Source organism: Deinococcus peraridilitoris DSM 19664, assembly GCF_000317835.1.
In the GTDB taxonomy this organism is placed as follows: domain Bacteria; phylum Deinococcota; class Deinococci; order Deinococcales; family Deinococcaceae; genus Deinococcus_A; species Deinococcus_A peraridilitoris.
On the sequence record NC_019793.1, the window covers coordinates 3,860,491 to 3,881,839 of the forward strand.

The following is a 21,349-nucleotide window of genomic DNA, read 5'->3' on the forward strand; positions in this document are numbered from 1 at the left end:
ATTGAACATTATGCGAGCCTTCCTGCTGGTCGTCCTGCTGTGCTGCTTCGGCGTCGCCCGAGCGGAAAATTTCACCCTCGTGTATCACCATATCGGCGTTCAGAAGGGCGTTACGCTGGGCGTGACGGCAGACGAACTGGAACGGCGGATCCATCAGCTCCTCGATGCGGGCTACCGCTTCGTGACCAGCAGCCAGACGGTGAACAACCGGCGCGGGCAAAAGACTGTCACATTGCGTTTCGACGACGGCTTCGAGGACGTTTTCCTGAATGCCTATCCGGTACTGAAAAGGCTGAACGTGCCGGGCACGGTCTACCCGATTCTCGATCTGATCGGCCATCCGGGCCACATGACCCACGACCAAATTGCACAGCTCGTGGCTGACGGCTGGGAAGTCGGATCGCACACCCGCTCGCACGCCTCTCTTGCCGACCTGACACCCTCCTCGCTGGCCTGGGAACTGCTCCCGGATGATTCCCACCGTTACGCCTGCATCGCCTATCCTTTCGGGCGGCATGATGCGCGTGTCCGGCGCAAGGCAACCTCGCTGTACGGCTGTGGGGGCACGGTCGCCTTCGGCGTCCGCGTCAGCGATCCGCATGCGCTGCAGGGACCGCTGATCACGCCCTGGGACGATTCGGTATTGATGCTGCGGGCGGCCGGAGGCTACGACCTGCGCTCACTGCTTCTACTCGGATCGCCGTTGGTGACGGCACTTGACCAGCGTGGCACGAACGCGCACGCACCCCGCTTCTGGCACCCTTCCGGCTTTGAAATGCTCGGCAGTGGCTTTCTGGCTTACCGTTGGGTCGGTGCAGAACGCAGCCACCAGCTCTTCGCTCGCAGCCGTCAGGTGGCCCTGAATGCGGCGTTCGTGCGGGGTGAGGGCGCATATGACGCCCTGGCCATAGCGGTCAATACCGACCCTGTCACGCTCAGCTGGGGTTGGTCCAACCGCGGGCCACTGCTCGGCGCGGCGCTGGCGCTGGGAGGCTACGGCGAGGTCTGGGCCCGCTATGACGGCAACTGGGGAGTCGGCGCCGATCTGTGCCTTGTCGATTACACCCGAATCCAGGCCGAAGTCGATTCGATTCGGGGAGGGGCCGCCGACGTTTCGTATGCGCTGCCCTGGAATACCCGCGAAGGTCGTCCCTGGCGGGTAAGTCTGGGGCACGATGCCGGCTTCTATGTCGGAAGCAGCATGCGCTTCGTCGGAAGCAGCATGCGCTTCGGAAGCTTCGAACTGTCTGCACGCGTTCATCCGACACAGCGTCGGTTCGGCATCGGCATTTCCAGCATGTGGTGAGGAGCTCAAGTCTGGGGTGTCTTGAGGGTGGCCAGTACCGTCTGCCCGCCGTACACCTGGTCACCGACGCCAACGTGAAACTCGAGGTCTTCGGAGAACAAAAAGAGGTCGACCTGCGATCCGCGCTCGATGAACGACACTTTCTGACCGGGCCGCACCGTGTCACCTACTTCGATGTAGGTGCGGATCTTGTTCACGAATTTGTCCGCGATTTCCACCATCGCGATTTTGATCCGTCCCTCGATGAAGACCGTCTGGCGTTCGTTTTCCAGCGCATAACGCTTGGCGAAGAGGTCGACTGCCCGGCGCAGCCAGGTCAGCTGTACGTACTCCCACAAATCGACCATGGGCAGGTTTGCCTTGGCACCGGTGTGATAAATACCACTGATCTGCCCGGCGATCGGGGCGTAATTGAAGTGCACGTCAAGCGGGCTCATGTAAATGCCGATCAGCCAGCCCCGCCCCGGGGTGCTGGCTGCCGGCCACTCGGCGTGCGTGATCTCCTCTACCCGGATCACCTGCCCCAGCTTCTCGGAATGAATTACGCCGTCCTCAATGCGGCGCAGATACACGACCTGACCATCGCAGGGGCTGATGATGTTGGCCTCGTCCTGAGGCGTGATCCGAACCGGGTCCCGGTAAAACCAGACCCGCTGCAAAAACCACACCACCGCGCCCCACACGAGGGCGAGTGGCAGCAATACCCGGAAAACTTTACGCATACAGGCAGTCTAGCGAAACACTGATGCACTTCGTGACGGTGTGCCCAATGCTCGCGGCGAGGGGACCTCAGCCTTCGACGGCCACCTCGCCAAAGAGCGGCGAGCCGGGCGAGCGATCCAGCACCGGCGGCCGACCGTGATGCTCCCGCCAGCCCTTGAGGGCCATGTAAGGCAGCTTTGGCGCGTAATACAGCGCCAGACCGGCCGCACCGCGCCACTTGGCCGGGCGCGTGTCCAGGGTCGTCGACGGTCCGAACGTACCGGTGCGGTAAGCCCCGTCCAGACAACGCCAGACCGTCTCGAAGCCTTCCTGCTCGGCGAGCTCCGCCAGCCGCTCGGCCTCGGTCTCCTCGAGCCATTTCAGGTCGAAGCCGGTCAGATCGGCCAGTTCGAGGGCCAGTTCGCGCAACTCAGGGGTCAGCCCCTCACGGGGAAAACGCCTGCGCAGGGCGTTGTAGGTGGCGCTGTCAAACGGCAATTCCCGGCGCAACGCCGCCAGCCGCCACGCTGCGTCGACGATGGCGTGCAGGCGCTCGGGATTCCATATCGGGTCCAGTGCGCGCAGTTCGATGGTCCCCAGGCGACGGGTGATGATCAGGTCCTGAAAGCGGTGCAGGGGGTCCCGCTGTAACGGCCCCAGCGCGAACGACGCCTGCAGGCGGTAGCTGTGCCCGAAGCGCTCCCGACCACGCCAGGGCGAGGAGGCACTCGCCAGCGTCAGCACCGGCAGAAAGCGCGCGATGTTCGTGTAGGCCCGCTGCAGCTGCCCGGCCTCGACGCCCAGGTGCAGGTGCAGACCAGCCGTGTTGTACGGATTCTCGTCGGGCAGCATGCCCACGGGCACCAGGAGGCCCGTGCGCGCCACTGCGGCCAGTTCAGCCCGCCGCGCCATCGTTTCGGCCAGCAAGGCAGCCGGAGAGCCGTGTACGTCCGTGGCAAACTCCACCGTACTCATCAGATTCGGCAGACGACGGGTGAAGTTGGAAGCCGTTTTGCTGAAATTCCGCCGGGGGTCGCGCCACAGCAGCACCGCCAAGTCCAGCAGGCTGGCCGTCGAGGGCCGACCCTGGTACAGGACGAAGACTTCCTCTTCGAGCCCGAGCGTCGGAAGATTCACGCCTCAGTGTAGCGAGAAAGCTAAAGGTAAAGTGAAAATCATCGGCGCTCCCGCCTCGGCGCGGGCTCGGGGCAAGGACAGCACCCTTCTTGCGACGTGACAGCGCAGACGGGGGCGCAGCGTGAGTTTCCACTGCCCGACCCGCTGAATGCTTTATATTGACCTGTCTTGTCTCGCTTCTCTCCCCTCCGACCCGGACGCCCGCCACGTCGCTGGAGCCGCGCCCATACAGTATCCCTCACAGGCCTTCTCGCGACGCTGACCGCGGCGGGCATCAACGGCTGGAGCTGGCTGCCCACCGGCTGGGCCGTGGTGTCAGGCGTAGAGCGCAGTGGTGGACAACTGGCCCACGCCGCCCCGGTCACCGGTCGGGTTTTGTTCGTGTCCCCGCATCCAGACGACGAAACGCTCACGGCAGCCGGCCTGCTCTATCAGGTCCAGAAGAGCGGCGGCCAGGCCTTTGTGGTCTTTTTGACCAATGGAGACGGCTTCCCGTGGGACGTCCGGACCCAGACCTTCAGGCCGACCCTGAATGCCGGGGATTACCTCAGGCAGGGTCGGCTGCGCATGAACGAAGCCCTCGACGCTACCCGGAAACTTGGCATTCCCAAAGAGCAGGTGCTGTTTCTTGGCTTTCCGGATCGCGGCCTCACCCGGGTGTACACCCAGAACTACCTCATTCCGTACCGCAGCCCGTATACCCGCGCCGACCGTGCGCCTTACGACGGCCTTTTTCAGCCGAAAGTGCCTTATACGGGCAAGGCACTCGAGGAAGTGATGGGGCGGGTCTTTGACAAGGTCCAGCCGGACGTGGTGCTCGCACCCAGCGTGCTCGACACCCATCCCGACCACCGCTCGTCGAGCTACGTGGCGACGAGGCTCGCCAGTGAGCGCGGCGTGCGGTTGTACTACTACATCGTTCACGGCGGTGTGGAGTGGCCTCTGCCCAAGGGTTACCATCCAAAGCTGCCGCTCTCCCCTCCTCGTCTGGAACAGCAGGGCGTGAGATGGCAGCGCTACAACCTGACCGACGAACAGCAGGCAGTCAAGGTCGACGCCATTCGCAGCTACCGCTCTCAACTGCGCCTGCTGTCGCGTTTCATGTGGGCCTTCGCGCGCGAAAACGAACTGTTGCTGCCGACCCCAGCCGAATGAGCAGCATCCGGCCAGACACAACCCGTCGCAGCGTACCCGACGAGGACTTCGCGGTGATCGAAACGTCAGACGGCAGCTCGACCGCCTTCAGTACCCGTTTTTCGCAGGCATACAGTTCCCGCCACGGAGCCCGCTCACAAGCCGAGACCGTCTTCGTGCGCGGCACGGCGACCGATCAGCATCCCTCACCCAGGGTGCTGGAGGTGGGATTCGGGCTGGGTCACAACTTCCGCGCAACCCTGGGGTTACGGCGGCCCGACGCTCCGCTCGAGTATCTCGCCTTCGAGCTTTTTCCTGTACCGAGCGAAATACTTGGGGCCATCACGGACAATCAGGACCCGCTCTGGAAGGACACGGTACAGGCGTGGAGCGCGTTTGGAACCGAAAGCGCCCGAGCGGTCAGCCTGCATGTCTCCTCCCACGGGCGCACGCTGACAGTCCGGCACGAAGACGTTTCCCAAACGGCGCTGCCCGTAAACTGGGCCAGCGCCATCTACCTGGACGGATTTTCACCTCGCGTTAACCCGGAGCTCTGGACGCCGGAATTCTGCGTTCAGCTGGCTCTGGCGCTCGCTTCGGGGGGACGCCTGGCGACCTACAGTGCGGCGGGGCACGTCCGGCGGGCCCTGGTCGCCGCAGGGCTCGAGGTGGAAAAGCGTAGCGGCCTGACGGGCAAGCGTGAGTTTCTGGTGGCGCGCAAGCCGTGACTCACGTCATCGTGGTGGGCGGAGGCGTGGCAGGCAGCGCCGTGGCGTACTTCGCGTCGTTGTCGGGAGCACAGGTCACGCTCGTCGACGCTGGGGAAGGCACGGCGTCGGCTGTGCCGTCTGCTCTGATCAACCCGGTACGTGGGCAGAACGGCCGCGTGGAGTCACGGGCCCCCGAAGGACTCGCCCTCACGTGGTCACTCATCGAGCACTTGCAGCGTCATGGCCACCTCATTCCGCACGGTCGGCGTGGGGTGTGGCGCCCCGTGCCGGACGCGCAGACCCGGAGGCGCTGGCAACAGCATTTTCCGGCAGGGCTCGCGCACATCTGGCGCCCGCCGACTGAGATTCCCGGACTGGCGCCCGGCTGGGAAGCGGTGCTGGAGCTGCCCGGCGCAGGCTGGATCGACGGTCCCGCCTTCGTGCGTGCCCTGCGCTCGGCGAGCAGGGCGGTGGTGCTTCGGGAGTGGGCGCTGCGTCTCTCACAGCATGAGGTCACGCTGCAAAACGGCCAGGTGCTGCACGCCGACCGCGTGGTGTGGTGCGGCGGCTCCATCGGCGTGTCCCGGCAAGGCTGGCCCGCTCAACACCGCGCGGGCTCGCTGCTGCTGCTGACAGAGGCCCCCACCGAGCTGCCCCTCAGCTTTGGCGCCTATGTGGCCCCGGCCACGCAGGGCGGAGTGTTGGGCGCGACCTTCGAGGCGCCTCAGCCGACCTATGATCCGCAGCCTCCTCCGAAAACCTCGCGTGACTGGCTCGACGAACGCGCCCGGCGCCTTCTTGGGTGGGTTCCCGGTCCAGCGCGCGGTATCTGGACCGGGAGCCGCCTGTCGACCCGCACCGTCGGCCCACAGCCTGATGGAACCTGGGCGCTGACCGGGCTCGGCTCAAAAGGCTTTTTGCTGGGGCCTCTGCTGGCCCGCGACCTGACGTGTCAGGCGGCCTTCTGGCCGGACGGGCGCGGCCCTTTACCTTGAAGGGCCGCGCGACGGCGCAGGACGCCGGCGCTGGGACCGAGCGGGGGTCGGTGCAAACGTTCATCAGGCAGGAAGGGCGGCGTGTCACCGCCTGGGAGACAACTTGTCCGGACCACCCCCCCCTCATACACTTGACTGATATGGCGAAACACACCATCTGTTTGATCGAAGGCGACGGCATCGGGCATGAAGTCATCCCCGCCGCCCGTCGTGTGCTCGAGGCCATGGGCCTCGACCTGGAATTCACCGAGGCGCAGGCGGGCTACGAGCATTTTCTGGAAACGGGCACCAGCGTTCCCGACCGGACCCTCGAAACGGTGATGGCCGCCGACGCTACCCTGTTCGGTGCGGCGACCAGCCCCAGCCACAAGGTGCCGGGATTCTTCGGGGCGATCCGCTTCATGCGGCGCAAGCTGGACCTGTTCGCCAACGTGCGTCCCGCCCGCTCGCACCCGGTGCCCGGCAGCTTCGAGCACGTCGACCTGGTGCTGGTCCGTGAAAACACCGAAGGGCTGTATGTCGAGCAGGAACGGCGCTATGGCGACACGGCTATTGCCGACGCGGTGATTACCAGGGGGGCCTCGCAGCGCATCGGCGAATACGCGCTCAACCTCGCCCGCCGACGCCGCAACAAGCTGGCGGTCGTGCACAAGGCCAACGTGCTGCCGGTCACTCAGGGACTGTTTCTGAGTACCATCATGGAGGAGGCGAAGCGCAATTACGGCGACGTGCAGGCGTACGATGTCATCGTGGACGCCTGCGCCATGCACCTCGTGCGCCACCCGCAGAGTTTCGACGTGATCGTGGCGACCAACCTGTTCGGTGACATCCTGTCGGACTTGACCGCCGGTCTGACCGGTGGTCTGGGCATTGCGCCCAGCGGCAACATCGGCCTGGAGCACGCGGTCTTCGAGAGCGTCCACGGCTCGGCTCCCGACATTGCCGGACAGGGCGTGTCCAACCCCACGGCCACCGTACTGTCGGCAGCAATGCTGCTCGACCATCTGGGCGAAGCCGAAGCTGCTCGCAAACTCGAGACGGCCGTGGACACAGTGCTTCAGGAAGGCCCACGCACGCGTGATCTTGGCGGCTCGGCCAGCACCGCGCAATTTACTGACGCGCTGATCGCCCGGGTCAAATAAGCGCATGAGAATTAAATTGTGAAGTAAAAATATCAAGCTCATTTCACGGGACGTGTTTGGCACGTCCCGCGAAATTTTCCATTGGCATTTGATGAAAAGATGCTAAAATTTTAACGAATCCAGGAGGAGTGCATGACTCAGTTTCTCCAACGCCTGCTGAATCCGAAACCCGCCGCCATCGGCGTGGAAATCGGCACGAGCGCCATCAAGATCGTGGCGCTCAAACCAGGCTCACCGCCCCAACTCACCCATGCCCTCATGGTGCCGACACCCATCGGCTCGATGCGCGACGGTCTGGTCATCGAACCGCAGACTGTGGCCAGCGAGATCAAAAATGCCCTGGCCAAACACGGAATCCAGGCCAAATACGCCGTCAGCACCGTACCCAACCAGAGCGCCATCACCCGCAACATCATGGTGCCCAAGATGGAGCGCAAGGACCTTGACGAAGCCATCAAATGGGAAGCTGAGCGTTACATTCCGTTTCCGATCGATGAAGTGACAGTGGATTACGATCTGCTCGACGATCCGAAACAGGTGGCGGATGAGGGGCAGATGGAAATCGTGATCGCCGCCGCCCCAACCGAGGCTGTCGCCCGACAGGTCGAGGTGCTGCGCCTGGCCGGACTCGAACCACTGATCGTCGATCTCAAACCGTTCGCGGCCCTGCGGGCGTTGCGCGGCAACCTGCTCGGTGCCCACCTGAGCCCTACCACCCTGGCGGGCCACAACTACACCGAGGACGGCGAGGTGGCCCTGGTCCTCGAAATCGGCGCATCGAGCTCGGTGATCGCACTCGTACGGGGAGCACGTATCCTGATGACCCGCAACATCGGTCTCTCTGCCGACGATTTCACTACTGCCCTGCAAAAAGCCTTCAATCTCGACTTCGCGTCCAGCGAGGAAATCAAGATCAGCTACGCAGTGGCAACCACACCCACCGAGGACGAGGAGAACCTGCTGAACTTCGACATGTCGCGCGAGCAGTACTCGCCGGCCCGGGTGTTCGAAGTCCTTCGCCCGGTATTGGGCGAACTGATCACCGAAGTTCGCCGGTCGCTCGAGTACTACCGGGTTCAGGCCGGTGACGTGATGGTCGATCGGACATACCTGGCCGGTGGTGGGGCCAAACTGCGCGGTCTGGCGGGCGCGGTCAGTGACGCGCTTGGACTGCGTGTCGAAATCGCCTCGCCCTGGTTGTCCGTGAACGTGGACGAATCGAAAGTCGACATGGGCTATCTCCAGAGCCACGGTCCCGAATTCACGGTGCCACTCGGGCTGGCCCTGCGAGGAGTGAGCAGCCTTGATTAACATCAACCTTCTGCCCAAGGACCAGCGCCGGGCATCAGGACCCGACTACTGGAAGCTGGGCGCCGGCGCGTTCGCCGGTGTGGCCGTGCTGACCATGGTGATTCTGCAAACCAGCGTCAGCGGTACCCTGTCGGGCCTCAACCGCCAGATCGAGGAGCACCAGAGTGAAATCGCGGTGCTCAAACCTCAAGTCGACGAGCGCAACCGCCTGCAGGCCGAGAAAACCAAACTGGAGTCGGTCACGAGCGTGGCCAACACACTCAAGGCCGGACAGACCTCCTGGAGTGACGACCTCGCGCGGTTTGTCCGTCAACTTCCCAGCGGCGACGCTCCGGTAGTGGCGCTCAGTTCGCTTTCCATGCGTGCGGTCGATGCCGGTGCCCAGCAGGCCGCCGCTCAGAACGGCCTTTACGACGGCAAGGCAGTGAGCAAAGAAGTGCAGCTCAGTGGCAAGGCCCGTTCGAGTGCGGCGCTCGTCCAGTTTGTCAACGCCTTCGAGCAGGCTCCGGACTTCGGTGTGCAGTTCCAGAACATGCAACGCGAACAGGCGGGCGGTCAGTACAGCTTCTCGGCCACCGTCGGCATGGTCGGCGCCCAAGCCGAGAACGTCAGGCCGACGGGAACCAGCGGAGCGCAGGCAGGCGCGCCCCAGGCCACAGCGCCGCAGGCGCCAACCGACGCCAGCGCCGCCAACGCAGGAGGGTCGAGATAATGGGCAGTTTTTCCCTGTCGAAACTCAAGGGGCGCGACGTGTTCCTGATCGTCGTGGTGCTGGTCGTGCTGGCAAGCGCACTGTGGTACACCCTGTTCTACAGCGCCAGCAAAGCCGAAATCGACAATAAAAAGCTCGAACTCGAAAGTCTCGCAACCCAGGTACAGGCATCACGAGCTGCAGTAGCGCAACTCCCGGCCTTGCAGCAGGACGTCGCGCAACTTTCGTTGCAGCGTGATGAGCTGCTCCGCGCCCTGCCGGCGACGGCCAAGATGGGCAGCCTGCTAAGTGAAATTCGTACGAACGTCCTCGCCTCGGGCGCGGAGTTGACCGGTGTCACCCAAGGCGGCGGACAGGCCGCCGGTCTGCCGGCCGGCGTACGTCCCCTCGGAATCAGCCTCAGCCTCGACGGCCAGTTCGCCCCGCTCTACCGTGTCCTGAAATCGCTGGAGGCCATGAACCGCTTCTCGACCATCAATTCGGTGGGCCTGACCATGGGCAACCCCGAAAGCTTCGATCCCAAACTCAGCGGCCAGGTGGCCCTCACCATCTACACCTTCGATCCTTCGGCAGCGGGCCAGGCTGGAAACAACGCGCCCAACGCCGCTCCCGCCGCCCCGAGCGCGCCCCCTGCGGGAGGTAACCAGTGAAGAGCAGTATCAAACTCGGGCGCGAAATGAAGCTGGCCCTCACCGGTGTGGCCCTGGTCGGCGCCGTGGGTGGCTGGTCGGTCTGGAACGCCGGCCGCCCACCAGTGCTCGAAACGCCACCTGGTGCGGCGACCAGCTCGGCGGGCGATACCCAGTCGACTGACGGTGGAGTCACCGTGTCGCGGCCGAACAAACCGGTCGACGTCCAGCCGATTCCGTTTCTGAACACTGCCCAGCCGGTTCCAGCACCAAGCGAAGAGGCCGCTGCTCCCACACCGGCAGCTCCCCGCGACGCCGAACTTTCGAACCCCTTCCGGCCTTTTACGGTAACTGCGAGCGCGCAGGACAGCGCGCCCGTCAACAGTGCGCCGGTGAATGCGGCCAGTGGTACCCTTCCAGCGCCCACCATTCCCAACGTTCCCCGCAGATCGGTGTCCCCGGCTCCCGCCTTCACCGCGAGCACGCCACCCACCCCGGTTACGCCCAGCCTGAGTGCGCCCATCCCGGTGCCCACGCTGGAGATTGTTCCGGCGCCCGCGTTGCCGAGGAGCACGCCTCCTGTCGCGGTGGCAGTGGCTCCGACAGCAGTGCCGCCCGTGTCCATTCCGCAGAACACCGCGCCCTTTCCGACGCAGGGCGCAGTCAGTGTCATCAGCGCCACGCCACCCAAAGCGCCGCCCAAACCGCCCGTACCGACGGTGCGCGCACCCACGGTGGCCACCCTCAGCACGCCGCTCACCCTGCCGGGCGCGTCCAGCAGCGCTGCCGTGGCCGTCGAGTCGCCGTCCCCCGCCGTGCCACCCCTGCTGGCCGAGCTGGAGACTCCCACGGTGGCGGCCAGCATGCCCGCGAATCCGCTCGACGCTTACGTCAGCGAACAGAACCTCAGCTACAACGCGGTGGTCCTGGGTCCAGTCAGCACGGTGATCTTTCAGTCCAAGACCGGCTACACCGTCGTCTCGCTCGGCCAGAAGCTTCCCGAGAGCGACATCGTGATAACGGACATCTCGGCCACTTCGGTCACGTTGGCCCTCGGCGACTCGCACAAGACCCTCGAAATCGACAAAAGGTGAGCCATGATTAAACGATCCCTGATCCTCGCATTGACGCTGACGCTCGGTATCGCCGGCGCCCAGAGCAGCGTTGACACCCGGCTTTCGGCCGCACCCGTGACCCTGGAGATGGGCCGTTACGGCGGACCACTCTCCTCACTGCTTGCCGCCGTGGCCAAAACCGCCGGCTACGAACTGGTGCTCGACACCAACGTGGATGCGTTGCCCACAGTGGGTGCCAGCGCAACCACACCGCAAAGTGCCACGGGCACCGCTGCCGCACCGCAGGGAGGAAAGCCGGTCGTCTACAGCTTTACCGGCAAACCCTTCAACCAGGTCTGGCCGCTTCTGATGGACGTCTACGGTCTCAGCTACGACACGGTGAAGGTAGGCGAGCAGCTTGTGCTGCGGGTCAGCAGCTCACCCGTCCAGAAAATCATCAAGTTGAGCAACGCCAACGCGGCAGACGCGGTCAACCAGGTCAAGCTGTTTTTTGGAACACCCCAATACAACGAAGTGCAGCAGAAAGACGCACAGGGCAACGTCGTCGGCGTTACCCGAACGCTGATGGACGTCAAGCTCGATTCCGCCTCGCTGCGAATTATTGCCGATACCCGCACCAACAGCCTGATCATACGCGGCACCAACAAGGAAATTGCCGAAGTCGAGCGTCTCGCGCTGGAAGTCGACAAGGCCGACACTCTCGGCAACGCCGAGAGCACCAACCCGGTTGTGCAGCGGGTGTACACGGTCAAGGGCTCAGCGCCGGAAATCGCCACGCTGCTTGGCACGCAGTATCCCAACCTGCGCGTGACACCGGTGGGACGGACAGGCCAACTGGTGCTGACCGGACCCAGCAACCAGCTCGACGCCGCCCTCGCCCTGCTGAACCAAGTCGATAAGCAAATCGTCGTTCAGAGCGCCCCCCCCGTCGTGCAGCGCACCTTTACGCTCAGCAACGCCCAGGCCACCGAACTGAAGGAAACGCTGGAAGGCACGCTGAAGCGGGCCCTGGGAACGCAGACAGGCGCAGCAGCAGGTACGACCACCGCGACCTCCGAGACCACCCAGCCCACGCCAGCAGAGTCCTCGGCCGCGTCTACCGGAGCCTCCATCATCGCCGACCAGCGTACCAACAGCCTGATCGTGCGGGGCACCCAGGCACAAGTCGACCAGATCGCCGAGCTGGTCCCCCTGCTTGACAAGGCGGTACCGCAGATCAACGTGCAAGTCCGCATTCAGGAAATCACCGAATCGGCCGCGCGCAACCTGGGCATCGACTGGTCGGCGGGCCTGGGCGCCTTTACCACCAACATCATCGGTGGAGCACTCACCGCGTTGTTTGACAGCACCAAGAGCTTTACCGGCCTGAACCTCGGCGCCACCCTGACCGCGCTGGAAACGCAGGGCATGTCAAAAAGCATCTATGACGGCAGCGTGACCTTGCAAAGTGGACAACGCCGCCAGGGGAACCAGGGAACCACCGAATCGTCGAGTGCCAACGCGGCAGCAACCATCAAGTCGGGCGGACGCCTGGAAGTCAACATCCCCAGCGCGTCGGGCAACATCACCAAGCAGATCGACTATGGCGTCATTCTCGACTTCATCAATCCGCAGGTGGCCAGCGACGGTTCGATCACCATCGGTGTGCGCAGCAACGTCAGCGACCTGCAGACGGCCATTACTGCCACCTCGATTCCCAACGTCCTGCAGTTCACCAACCGTGAGGCCAACACGACCGTGACCTTCAAAAGTGGTCAGACGGTCATGCTGGGCGGCCTGCTCAGCAACACGGAGCGCAGCACCAAGGAAGGCATTCCGTTCCTGTCGTCGATTCCGATCATCGGCAACCTGTTCTCGCGGACCTCGACCCGCAAGGACCAGACGCAGCTCCTGATCGTCATCACGGGCAACGTCGTTCAGTAAAGCGGATATTCAGCGGGGCGCGCCGAGTCGGCGCGCCCCGTTCTCGTTCAATCAAGCCCTCTTGCGCCCGGGCCGGGCTTTGCTACAGTTCGCTGCATGAGGTTCCTAACAGCCGGTGAGTCGCACGGGCCGCAGTTGACGGCCATCATCGAGGGGCTGCCGTCGGGGCTGCCGCTGACCAAAGCAGACATCGATCCCTGGCTGGCTTTGCGGCAAGGCGGGTACGGGCGTGGGCGGCGCATGGTCATCGAACGTGATGAAGTGCAGTTTCTGTCCGGCGTTCGTGCCGGACGCACTTCCGGGGCGCCCGTGACGCTGGCTGTCGAGAACCGCGACTGGCGCAACTGGACCGAGATCATGTCGCCAGAGCCCGGCGGCGAGCCGCGCAAGAAGGCCCTGACGGCGGCGCGCCCCGGTCATGCCGACCTGGCCGGGGGCATCAAATACCGCCACAAGGACCTGCGGGACGTGCTGGAGCGTGCCTCGGCCCGTGAAACCGCCGCGCGTGTCGCGGTGGGCGCCGTGGCGCTGAAGCTGCTGGGCGAACTGGGCATCGAGGGTGTCAGTCATGTGCTGTCGCTGGGAGAGATTGCCAGCGAGGTGCCCTTCGAATGGAGCCTCGCTCCAGGTATTGCCGACAGTCCGCTGCGCTGTCTCGACCCGCAAGCCACCGAGCGGATGATCGAGCGGATCGACCGGGCCAAGGCCGAAGGTGACACGCTGGGCGGCGTGCTGGAAATGCGCTTTCGGGGGCTTCCCGTTGGACTGGGCAGTCACGTTCACTGGGACCGCAAGCTCGACGGACGCATTGCGGGCGCTGTCATGAGTGTGCAGGCCATCAAGGGCGTGGAGATCGGGTTGGGGTTCGACGCCGCCCGCAGACCGGGCAGTGCCGTTCACGACGCCGTCTTCATGCGCGAGCAGCGCTACTCGCGTGACACCAACGGCGCCGGTGGCCTGGAGGGCGGCATGACCAATGGCGAAGACCTCGTGGTGCGCGCGGCCATGAAGCCCATTGCCACCCTGATGAAGCCGCTGCCGACCGTCGATGTGGTGACCCATGAAGCTGCCGACGCTGCACGCGAACGCTCGGACACGACGGCGGTGCCTGCAGCCGGCATCGTCCTGCAATCCGTCATCGCGTGGGTGCTGGCCGATGCCGTGATGGAAAAGTTCGGTGGCGATACCCTGCCAGAACTGCAAGAGCGAGTACGGACGGCGCGCGCCTTTGCCGAGACTTACTGAATGCACGCACACGACGGCACCCTCCCTGTTTTCGTGTCTCGCGAGTGGGCCCGGTTGTCCCTTTCGCAAGTGAACGCACCGTGATGGCCCTGTCACAGTTCTCCGAGCGGCTTGGCCTGACGCTCGAACCGTTCGAGTCCGTCGGCCGGGTTTCGCAGCGGTCACAGGCACCGAGCGATGATGCGCCGATTCGTCTAGACTGCAGCATCATGACTGGCCCCTCCCCTTCCCTGATCGAGCGTCCCGTAAGCTGGGTGGCCCTGGCAGGGTTCATGGGAACGGGCAAGAGCCGGATCGGGTGGGAACTGTCGCGGGCCCTGGCGTTGCACTTTGTCGATACCGACAAACTGATCGCGCGGGTCGCGGGTCGTCCGGTGCCCGAACTCTTCGCGCAGGAAGGCGAGGCGCGCTTTCGGGCTTTCGAGCGGGAAGTGGTTCGGCGCGTGGTTCGGCTCGACTACGCCGTCGTGAGCCTGGGCGGCGGCGCTTTTGTTGCCCCGGAAAACCGGCAGACGCTGCTGGCACGCGGACCGGTAGTGGTGTTGTGGGCCTCGCCGGAAACCATTCTGAAACGCACACAGCACACCGACCGGCCGCTGCTGAAAACCGAGCAGCCGCTCGAACGCATTCGCGGCCTGATGGCCGAACGTGAAGGCGCCTACCGCGAAGGTACCATTCACGTCAGCAGCGACGGACGGGCTTCGAGCGAGGTGGTGGACGAAATCGTCGGGAAACTCTGGCACTGGCAGCAAGACGAGGCCGAGGACGGCCACGAGCACACCCCCGGGATAACGCAGCTGCAAGGCGGGCATGAAGCGGATTGACGTTCAGGCCAGCGTTCCTTATACCATTACGGTAGGCCGGGGGTTACTTTCGGCCGTGGACATGCCGGAAAGCCGGCGCGTGCTCATTTACGACGAGGGCCTGCCCGGCAGCCTCGTCGAGCACGTCCGAAGGCGCCTTCAGACGGAGTTGAATCTTGCGGTGCCCTCTGGTGATGCGTGCAAGACGCTCGACGTGTACGGCACACTGCTTTCACGGCTGGCGGGGGCCGCGCTGGCGCGCGACGCGGCCGTGATCGGACTGGGGGGCGGCGCCACGACCGACCTGGCCGGCTTCGTGGCCGCGTCTTACCTGCGGGGCGTCGCCTTCTATACGCTCCCGACCACCCTGCTGGCCCAGGTGGACGCCGCGGTGGGAGGCAAAACGGGCCTCAATCTGCCTGAGGGCAAGAATCTCGTGGGTGCCTTCTGGAATCCGCGGGGTGTCTGGTGTGACGTGGATACCCTGGAGAGCCTTCCTGAGCACATCTTTCGGGAAGGTGCGTCCGAGGTCTTCAAGCACGGCCTGCTGACCTCGGGTGCACTGTGCGAGCAGGTGCTGGCGCCTGGCTTTGGTGCGTCCGCGTCCAACCTCGCCGAGGTGGTGGCCGACGCGGTGCAGGTCAAGGTCGACGTGGTCGTGCGTGATCCGACCGAACAAGGTGAGCGGGCCTTTCTGAATTTCGGGCATACCCTGGCGCACGCACTCGAAGCGGTGACCCGGCACGCGCTCTCGCACGGCGAAGCGGTCGGTTATGGCATGCACTTCGCGGCCCTGCTGTCGCGGGCGCAGGGCGGCGAGGACCTGACTCCCCTCACTTCACGCTTTCTGAGCTATCTGAAGCCTTCCCGGTTGCCGGAGCACCTCACCTGGGAACACCTTGAGCCGTTTATCGCCCGTGACAAAAAGGCTGACCGATCGGGAATGCGCTTCGTGCTGCTGCGCCGCATCGGTCAACCTTATCTGGAGCGCCTCGGAGAGGATCAGCTGCGCGACGTCTTCAATCTGTGGCGCGCACAGATGCGCGCCGTGGTTCAATAAGCCATGATCCTCGTCCTGAATGGGCCGAACCTCAATTTGCTGGGAAGCCGCGAACCGGCCGTGTATGGCCGCGAAACGCTCGAAGACCTGGAAAACGCCTGCGAGTCCTGGGGAGCGGACCTCGGGGTCACCGTCACGTGCCGCCAGAGCAATCACGAGGGCAACCTGATCGAATGGATTCACGAAGCCGCCGGAGCGGGCTTTCGCGCCATCGTCATCAATCCCGGCGCCCTGACGCATTACAGTTACGCGCTGCGCGACGCCATCTCCGGGCAGGATCTGCCCGTGGTGGAAGTGCACATTTCCAACGTGGACGCCCGTGAATCCTTTCGGCACGTCTCGGTCACCGCCGGGGTATGCCGCGGCAAAATCTCCGGGCTGGGCTTTGTCGGCTACCGCCTCGCGATGGAGTACCTGGTTGAGGTGAGCAACCAGAACTGATCGGCCAATGCCGTCACCCTTCTGCCGCACGGGAAATGCTGGGTTCGCAGCGTCGCGGGAAAGCAGAAAGCCTGCTGCCCAGGCGCTTGAGTTCCGCTGCCGTCCTCTGATAGACTCGCTCCTAGTGTTTTGCGCTTGGTAGAGCCGAGACCGCCGGAATGGCACCGGGACGCGCGACGCAGGGTTCCCCGACCCCGAAGCCGCGACAAAGCGCCGAAATCCAAACATTTCGGAGACGAACGGTGAAAACCTACGTACCCAAGGAAACAGAACAGAACTGGATTCTGGTGGATGCCGCAGGCATTCCACTGGGTCGCCTCGCGACGCTGATCGCTTCGCGCATTCGCGGCAAGCACCGCCCCGACTTCACCCCGAACATTGCCCAGGGTGACTACGTGGTGGTCCTCAACGCCGACAAGGTCGTCCTGACCGGTGGCAAACTGGATACCAAAGTGTACACCCGCTACACCGGTTACCAGGGCGGGCTCAAGACCGAAACGGCGCGTGTGGCCCTTGCCAAGCACCCCGAGCGCGTTATCGAGCACGCCGTGTTCGGCATGCTGCCCAAAGGCCGCCTTGGCCGCACCCTGCACACCCGTCTGAAAGTCTACGCCGGTGAGCAGCACCCCCACACCGCCCAACAGCCCCAGAGACTCGAGGTCAAGTGATGGCGACTGAACAATACTACGGAACCGGCCGCCGCAAAGCTGCGATCGCCCGCGTATTCCTGAAGCCCGGCGAAGGCAAGATCGTCGTGAACGGCAAAGAATTCCAGCAGTACTTCCGGGGAATCCTGCGTGCAGTTCACGCGCTGCAGGCGTTCCGGGAAACCGGCACGCAGGGCCGCTTTGATGCCTACATCACCGTGTCGGGCGGCGGCCCCACCGGTCAGGCTGATGCGATCAAGCTGGGCCTGTCGCGCGCCCTGCTGAAAGTCAACCCCGACTACCGCGCGCAGCTCAAGCCGCGCGGCCTGCTGACCCGCGATCCCCGCGAAGTCGAAAGCAAGAAGTACGGCCTCAAGAAGGCCCGCCGCGCTCCGCAGTTCAGCAAGCGCTAGAGCTCGTCTGTACAGAAGCGCGCCCGGCAAGCCGGGCGCGCTTCTCGCGGTATGGAGGCAGTTCCAGCAACGACCAGCCGCGTGAAACACTACACTGTCAGCGTGAAAGCGGTAGTGCTGTTCGACGGCGTCTGTAACCTCTGCCACGCCAGCGTGCAGTTTCTGCTGCGCCGCGACGTGCGGGGTGAATTGCGCTTTGCCTCGCTGCAGTCACGCGTCGGCCGGGAACTGCTCGCTTGCCATGGCGTGGCAGCTGACCTGCACAGCGTCGTGCTGATCGACCACGGGCAGGCTTACCAGGAAAGCGACGCGGTGGTGCACCTCGCGCGCCGACTTCCCTTTCCCTGGCGGCTGGCTTGGGGGCTGAGGGTCATTCCACGCCCGCTCCGCGATGCTGTCTACCGACTGGTCGCGGCCCATCGCTACCGGATCTTTGGCCGCACCGAGCGCTGTCTCGTACCCGAGGCGAACTGGCATGACCGTTTCCTGAATGACTGATCCCGAAACACTCCGTGCGTACCGGAATGTCTCCGCGTGCAAAGCCAGACCTGCCCAGGCGACAGGGTATCCTTCGAAGAGCGAAAAAGAGCAACACACGGACTGCGCGAAAGATTCGCCGCAGAGCGCACTCCGTAATGCCTTCGGGGAGCCGATCAGAGCGGCGGGGAATCCGGCTCCAGCTCGAACGGCGCCCGAAGGCCTTGCTCGGCCGTCTCGCGCGCCACCTGGGGTATGAACGACAACGCCAGGGCCGCCTGATAAGCGCGCCGGGCTGCTTCACGCTCGCCCAACGCGTCACGCACCTGACCCAGTCGGGCCAGCACCAGTCCGGGCAGTGACCGCGGATGGTCCACCACCGCGTGCGCAGCTCCTTCCAACAGATCGCGGGCACTGGCAAGATCGCCCACCGCGAGATAGATGTTGGCGGCAGCATATTGCAGTTCGGCTTTGGGCGTGATCATGTCACCGCCTTCACGCAGCAGCGCGGCGACCAGGGCCTCCAGGTCGTCGCCCTCTTCCAGACGCAGGGCCCGGTCGGCCAGCGCCCGCACGCGCGAACGCTCGCCGGGAGCGAACGCCGAGACATCCGGCAGACGCGCAATATCCAGCAAATCGGGCACGTCATCCAGCGAGGCAAAGACGACTCCCTGAAGACCTGCGAGCTGTCCCCGCAGACCGGACAGTCGTCGCCCACGGTGCGCGTTGCCCGGGCCCTCTCCCAGCACTTCACGCCGGCCCGCATGATACTCGCCTACGATTCCCAGCAGTTCCGGACTGGTCACCCGTTGAGCGGTCATTGGGACGCTCAGGGCGGCGCGCAACGTTTCGTCGAGCCGGGCTGCGGCGCGCAAACGCTCACGGCCCTGCGGATACTGACTCAGAAACTCGGGAAAGAGCGTGGCCTCGTCCTCGGCCCAGCGCCAATCGGAAGTCAGGTCATGTATCTCTATCCCGGCAGCGCCAAAGGCGTCGCGCGCCGGATGCTCGGGATCGGCGGCGCTGATCCAGTACACCGACCTCGCCGCCCACCCGTTCAGGAGCTCCACCAGGGTTGCCGAATTGTATTGAGGCGAGAGGCGCAGCAGGTCACCGATGTCGGGAAGCACGGTCAGGTTCACAGGGCACGTCCTTCGGGGCTCAGGATAGGGTACCGCCGGGCACAGCAGCGGTCTGCACGGGCGCGACGGAAAGCTCCCGACCGCCCGGCCCGCTCAATCATCGCCCGACACGGCGCGGGGAGCCGCGGGCACCCGTTTGCCGCCCCTCACGCCCGCCCTCATGACATCCTGAACGTCCTGAACGCGCCGAATCGCGTCGGCCAGGAAGCTGAGATCGGTCTGGTCACCCACGGTCAGACGCAGGTAGATGTGGGCAGTACCCGCCGCCGCCACCCCGGCTTCAATGCGCATGGGGCTGCGCTTCTGCTCGGCCACGACCGCCAGCACGTCGGCCAGCAGGCCCGGGCGGTCGGTCGCCACGACATCGAGATCCACAATGGAATTTCCGCGCGTCCCGGGATCCCATGACGCGCTGACACAGCGGTCGGATTCTTCTTTGAGCAACCGAACCATGTTGGGGCAGTCGATGCGGTGAATGGACACCCCGCGACCGCGGGTGATGTACCCCATGATGTGGTCGCCCCGAATCGGGTGACAGCAGTTGGCAATTTTGGTGGGGGCACTCATGCCCTCGACGTACACGCCGCCGGGCTCGACTTTCTGAACGGGACGAGGCTTCGGCGTCTGCTGCTCCTGCTCGAGCTGAGGCGCGAGCACTTTCGCAGCCTGCGAGCTGGCCAGTTTGCCGGCCTGGATGGCGAGATACAGATCGTCGGGATTGCGGGTGCCCAGCAGCTTCTCGGTGGCGTCCTCGAGCAGCTTGGTGCGCATCAGCTGGCGCACCGGCAGCTGACGTTTGCGCAGGTAGCGCTCCAGCGTATCGTGGCCGCTCTGCATCGCTTCCTGGCGCTCCTTGGCGCGAAAGAAATGCCGGATCTTGGCGCGGGCACTGCGCGTCACGGCAAAGTTCAGCCAGTCGTGACTGGGACCGCTGGAATTCCGGCTGGAGATGATCTCGACCATGTCGCCGTTCTTGAGCTGGTAGCCCAGCGGAACGATGCTGCCGTTGATGCGCGCGCCCACGGTGGTATCCCCGATGCGCGAGTGGATGTGGTAGGCAAAGTCCACGGGCGTTGAACCCTGCGGCAAATTCACCGTGTCACCTTTGGGAGTGAAGACAAAAACCCGCCCGGACAGCAGGTCGCTTTTCACCGCGTCCACAAAGTCGGAGGCATCGGTGATGTCCAGCTGCAACTGTCTCAACTGCACCAGCCAGTTCTCGCGGCTACGCTCGTCGAGTTTGCCGCCCTGCTTGTACATCCAGTGCGCGGCAATACCGAACTCGGCCACCTCGTGCATGCGCTGTGAGCGGATCTGCACCTCGATGGGCTGCCCTGCCGTCGAGATCACCGTGGTGTGTAGGCTCTGGTACCCGTTGGGTTTGGGCACCGCGATGTAATCCTTGAAACGGCCCGGGATCGGCGTCCACATCGAGTGCACCAGACCCAGCGCGTGGTAACACACGCGCTTTTCACGGGCGTCCTCGGCCCGTTCCTTGGCTTTTCCAGGTGGTGCCTCGACCGGTTTGGGCCGCAGAATGACCCGCACGGCCAGAAGGTCGAAAATCTGCTCAAGCGACTTGCCTTCCTTGCGCATCTTGTTGTGAATCGAATAGAGATGCTTGCCACGGCCGGTGATATCCGTCGATGCAACCCACTCGGGCAGTTCCACGTCCTCTTCCAGCGTGGCACGCAGTTGCTCCAGCGCGCCCACGATGTGACGCTCGCGTTCGCTTTGACGGGTGCGCAGGCGCCGCTCCAGCGACTCGTACGCGTCTGGGTCGAGGTACTTGAAGCTCAGGTCCTCGAGTTCCCACTTGATCTGCCCGATACCAAGGCGGTGAGCAAGCGGCGCGAAAATCTCCAGGGTTTCGCGGGCAATCCGCTGCTGCTTGTGCGCCGGCATGCTGGCGAGGGTGCGCATGTTGTGCAGTCGGTCAGCCAGCTTCACGATGATCACCCGGATGTCCCCGGTCATGGCGATCAGCATCTGGCGCAGGTTCTCGCTCTGCTCGTCGTGCAGGTTCGAGGACATCTTGGTGAGCTTGCTGACCTTGGTCTCGCCTTCCACGATGCGCCGGACGACCACACCGAAGTCCTGCTCGACCTGCTCGAAGGTCACGTCGGTGTCTTCGACCGTATCGTGCAGCAGCCCGGCGATCACCCCGTCGGTGTCCATACCCAGGTCGGCCAGAATCTGGGCGACGGTCACGGGATGGGTGATGTACGGCTCGCCGCTCTTGCGAAGCACGCCGTCGTGTGCGCGCTCGGCAAAATGGTAGGCGCGCGCGACTCGGTCCTGGTCTTCGGGAGAGCGGTCAGAGAGCGTCGACATCAGCTGCTCG

At 64.4% G+C, this 21,349-nt stretch carries 21 protein-coding genes; 17 read left to right on the forward strand and 4 right to left on the reverse strand.

Translation table 11 applies throughout. The features are described 5' to 3' along the window. Positions 1–10 precede the first annotated feature (10 nt). On the forward strand, positions 11–1,306 hold the full coding sequence (locus tag DEIPE_RS22540; protein ID WP_015237525.1) for a polysaccharide deacetylase family protein: 1,296 nt from the start codon (positions 11–13) through the stop codon (positions 1,304–1,306). Between the two features lie 5 nt (positions 1,307–1,311). Here DEIPE_RS22540 and DEIPE_RS18585 read toward each other — a convergent pair whose 3' ends face one another. Together DEIPE_RS18585 and DEIPE_RS22545 are read right to left on the reverse strand one after the other, a co-directional pair. Continuing rightward, entirely contained in the window at positions 1,312–2,028 is a 717-nt protein-coding gene (locus DEIPE_RS18585; RefSeq protein ID WP_015237526.1) for a phosphatidylserine decarboxylase, read from the reverse strand. A gap of 67 nt (positions 2,029–2,095) precedes the next feature. Then, positions 2,096–3,145 (reverse strand): hypothetical protein, encoded by a 1,050-nt coding sequence (locus DEIPE_RS22545; RefSeq protein ID WP_015237527.1) that lies wholly within the window; start codon positions 3,143–3,145, stop codon positions 2,096–2,098. A 168-nt stretch (positions 3,146–3,313) separates the two neighbouring features. Between DEIPE_RS22545 and DEIPE_RS18595 the strand changes: the two genes are divergently transcribed. From DEIPE_RS18595 to DEIPE_RS18670, 16 genes are all read left to right on the forward strand, one after another. Then, positions 3,314–4,300 carry a PIG-L deacetylase family protein gene (locus DEIPE_RS18595; RefSeq protein WP_015237528.1) on the forward strand — a complete coding sequence of 329 codons (987 nt, stop codon included), beginning with the start codon at positions 3,314–3,316 and terminating at the stop codon, positions 4,298–4,300. Continuing rightward, on the forward strand, positions 4,297–5,007 hold the full coding sequence (mnmC2, locus tag DEIPE_RS18600; RefSeq protein ID WP_015237529.1) for a tRNA (5-methylaminomethyl-2-thiouridine)(34)-methyltransferase MnmC2: 711 nt from the start codon (positions 4,297–4,299) through the stop codon (positions 5,005–5,007). Before DEIPE_RS18595 ends, mnmC2 begins: the two co-directional genes overlap by 4 nt. Next, complete coding sequence (locus DEIPE_RS18605) at positions 5,004–5,984, forward strand: FAD-dependent oxidoreductase (protein ID WP_015237530.1); 981 nt, start codon at positions 5,004–5,006, stop codon at positions 5,982–5,984. Before mnmC2 ends, DEIPE_RS18605 begins: the two co-directional genes overlap by 4 nt. Positions 5,985–6,124: 140 nt before the next feature. Beyond that, the gene (locus tag DEIPE_RS18610; RefSeq protein ID WP_015237531.1) at positions 6,125–7,126 is read left to right on the forward strand and encodes an isocitrate/isopropylmalate dehydrogenase family protein; all 1,002 of its coding nucleotides are present in this window, start codon (positions 6,125–6,127) and stop codon (positions 7,124–7,126) included. Between the two features lie 132 nt (positions 7,127–7,258). Next, a complete protein-coding gene (gene pilM, locus DEIPE_RS18615) occupies positions 7,259–8,437 on the forward strand; it encodes a type IV pilus assembly protein PilM (protein WP_015237532.1) in 1,179 nt (392 codons plus the stop codon). After that, positions 8,430–9,149 carry a hypothetical protein gene (locus DEIPE_RS18620; protein ID WP_015237533.1) on the forward strand — a complete coding sequence of 240 codons (720 nt, stop codon included), beginning with the start codon at positions 8,430–8,432 and terminating at the stop codon, positions 9,147–9,149. Before pilM ends, DEIPE_RS18620 begins: the two co-directional genes overlap by 8 nt. Beyond that, positions 9,149–9,799: a type IV pilus inner membrane component PilO gene (locus DEIPE_RS18625; RefSeq protein WP_015237534.1), complete on the forward strand. Its 651-nt coding sequence runs from the start codon at positions 9,149–9,151 to the stop codon at positions 9,797–9,799. The genes DEIPE_RS18620 and DEIPE_RS18625 overlap by 1 nt, the downstream gene beginning before the upstream one ends. Continuing rightward, positions 9,796–10,872: a hypothetical protein gene (locus DEIPE_RS18630; protein WP_015237535.1), complete on the forward strand. Its 1,077-nt coding sequence runs from the start codon at positions 9,796–9,798 to the stop codon at positions 10,870–10,872. Before DEIPE_RS18625 ends, DEIPE_RS18630 begins: the two co-directional genes overlap by 4 nt. Before the next feature lie 3 nt (positions 10,873–10,875). After that, complete coding sequence (locus tag DEIPE_RS18635; protein WP_015237536.1) at positions 10,876–12,777, forward strand: secretin N-terminal domain-containing protein; 1,902 nt, start codon at positions 10,876–10,878, stop codon at positions 12,775–12,777. A gap of 96 nt (positions 12,778–12,873) precedes the next feature. After that, on the forward strand, positions 12,874–14,022 hold the full coding sequence (aroC, locus tag DEIPE_RS18640) for a chorismate synthase (protein WP_015237537.1): 1,149 nt from the start codon (positions 12,874–12,876) through the stop codon (positions 14,020–14,022). A gap of 209 nt (positions 14,023–14,231) precedes the next feature. Then, positions 14,232–14,846 (forward strand): shikimate kinase, encoded by a 615-nt coding sequence (locus DEIPE_RS18645; RefSeq protein ID WP_157448935.1) that lies wholly within the window; start codon positions 14,232–14,234, stop codon positions 14,844–14,846. Continuing rightward, entirely contained in the window at positions 14,833–15,885 is a 1,053-nt protein-coding gene (gene aroB, locus DEIPE_RS18650) for a 3-dehydroquinate synthase (RefSeq protein WP_015237539.1), read from the forward strand. Before DEIPE_RS18645 ends, aroB begins: the two co-directional genes overlap by 14 nt. 3 nt (positions 15,886–15,888) lie before the next feature. Next, positions 15,889–16,326: a type II 3-dehydroquinate dehydratase gene (gene aroQ / locus DEIPE_RS18655; protein ID WP_015237540.1), complete on the forward strand. Its 438-nt coding sequence runs from the start codon at positions 15,889–15,891 to the stop codon at positions 16,324–16,326. Positions 16,327–16,568: 242 nt separating this feature from the next. Next, positions 16,569–16,994, forward strand: coding sequence for a 50S ribosomal protein L13 (gene rplM, locus DEIPE_RS18660; RefSeq protein ID WP_015237541.1), 426 nt, complete (start codon positions 16,569–16,571; stop codon positions 16,992–16,994). Then, positions 16,994–17,386: a 30S ribosomal protein S9 gene (gene rpsI / locus DEIPE_RS18665; protein WP_015237542.1), complete on the forward strand. Its 393-nt coding sequence runs from the start codon at positions 16,994–16,996 to the stop codon at positions 17,384–17,386. Before rplM ends, rpsI begins: the two co-directional genes overlap by 1 nt. Positions 17,387–17,488: 102 nt before the next feature. Next, positions 17,489–17,884, forward strand: a complete 396-nt coding sequence (locus DEIPE_RS18670; RefSeq protein WP_217218454.1) for a thiol-disulfide oxidoreductase DCC family protein — start codon at positions 17,489–17,491, stop codon at positions 17,882–17,884. A 155-nt stretch (positions 17,885–18,039) separates the two neighbouring features. Here DEIPE_RS18670 and DEIPE_RS18675 read toward each other — a convergent pair whose 3' ends face one another. Both DEIPE_RS18675 and DEIPE_RS18680 read right to left on the reverse strand, forming a co-directional pair. Further along, positions 18,040–19,005 carry a tetratricopeptide repeat protein gene (locus DEIPE_RS18675; protein WP_015237544.1) on the reverse strand — a complete coding sequence of 322 codons (966 nt, stop codon included), beginning with the start codon at positions 19,003–19,005 and terminating at the stop codon, positions 18,040–18,042. 93 nt (positions 19,006–19,098) lie between these two features. Further along, positions 19,099–21,339 carry a RelA/SpoT family protein gene (locus DEIPE_RS18680; RefSeq protein WP_015237545.1) on the reverse strand — a complete coding sequence of 747 codons (2,241 nt, stop codon included), beginning with the start codon at positions 21,337–21,339 and terminating at the stop codon, positions 19,099–19,101. Between the last annotated feature and the right edge of the window lie 10 nt (positions 21,340–21,349).

What these genes read in the sequence shown, in the direction of transcription:
- aroQ (WP_015237540.1), top strand. Translation starts at nt 15,889, where the DNA reads ATGATCCTCGTCCTGAATGGGCCGAACCTCAATTTGCTGGGAAGCCGC.
- DEIPE_RS18610 (WP_015237531.1), top strand. Translation starts at nt 6,125, where the DNA reads ATGGCGAAACACACCATCTGTTTGATCGAAGGCGACGGCATCGGGCAT.
- pilM (WP_015237532.1), top strand. Translation starts at nt 7,259, where the DNA reads ATGACTCAGTTTCTCCAACGCCTGCTGAATCCGAAACCCGCCGCCATC.
- DEIPE_RS18680 (WP_015237545.1), bottom strand. Translation starts at nt 21,339, where the DNA reads ATGTCGACGCTCTCTGACCGCTCTCCCGAAGACCAGGACCGAGTCGCG.
- rpsI (WP_015237542.1), top strand. Translation starts at nt 16,994, where the DNA reads ATGGCGACTGAACAATACTACGGAACCGGCCGCCGCAAAGCTGCGATC.
- DEIPE_RS22540 (WP_015237525.1), top strand. Translation starts at nt 11, where the DNA reads ATGCGAGCCTTCCTGCTGGTCGTCCTGCTGTGCTGCTTCGGCGTCGCC.
- DEIPE_RS18625 (WP_015237534.1), top strand. Translation starts at nt 9,149, where the DNA reads ATGGGCAGTTTTTCCCTGTCGAAACTCAAGGGGCGCGACGTGTTCCTG.
- mnmC2 (WP_015237529.1), top strand. Translation starts at nt 4,297, where the DNA reads ATGAGCAGCATCCGGCCAGACACAACCCGTCGCAGCGTACCCGACGAG.
- DEIPE_RS18585 (WP_015237526.1), bottom strand. Translation starts at nt 2,028, where the DNA reads ATGCGTAAAGTTTTCCGGGTATTGCTGCCACTCGCCCTCGTGTGGGGC.
- aroC (WP_015237537.1), top strand. Translation starts at nt 12,874, where the DNA reads ATGAGGTTCCTAACAGCCGGTGAGTCGCACGGGCCGCAGTTGACGGCC.
- DEIPE_RS18645 (WP_157448935.1), top strand. Translation starts at nt 14,232, where the DNA reads ATGACTGGCCCCTCCCCTTCCCTGATCGAGCGTCCCGTAAGCTGGGTG.
- aroB (WP_015237539.1), top strand. Translation starts at nt 14,833, where the DNA reads ATGAAGCGGATTGACGTTCAGGCCAGCGTTCCTTATACCATTACGGTA.
- DEIPE_RS18635 (WP_015237536.1), top strand. Translation starts at nt 10,876, where the DNA reads ATGATTAAACGATCCCTGATCCTCGCATTGACGCTGACGCTCGGTATC.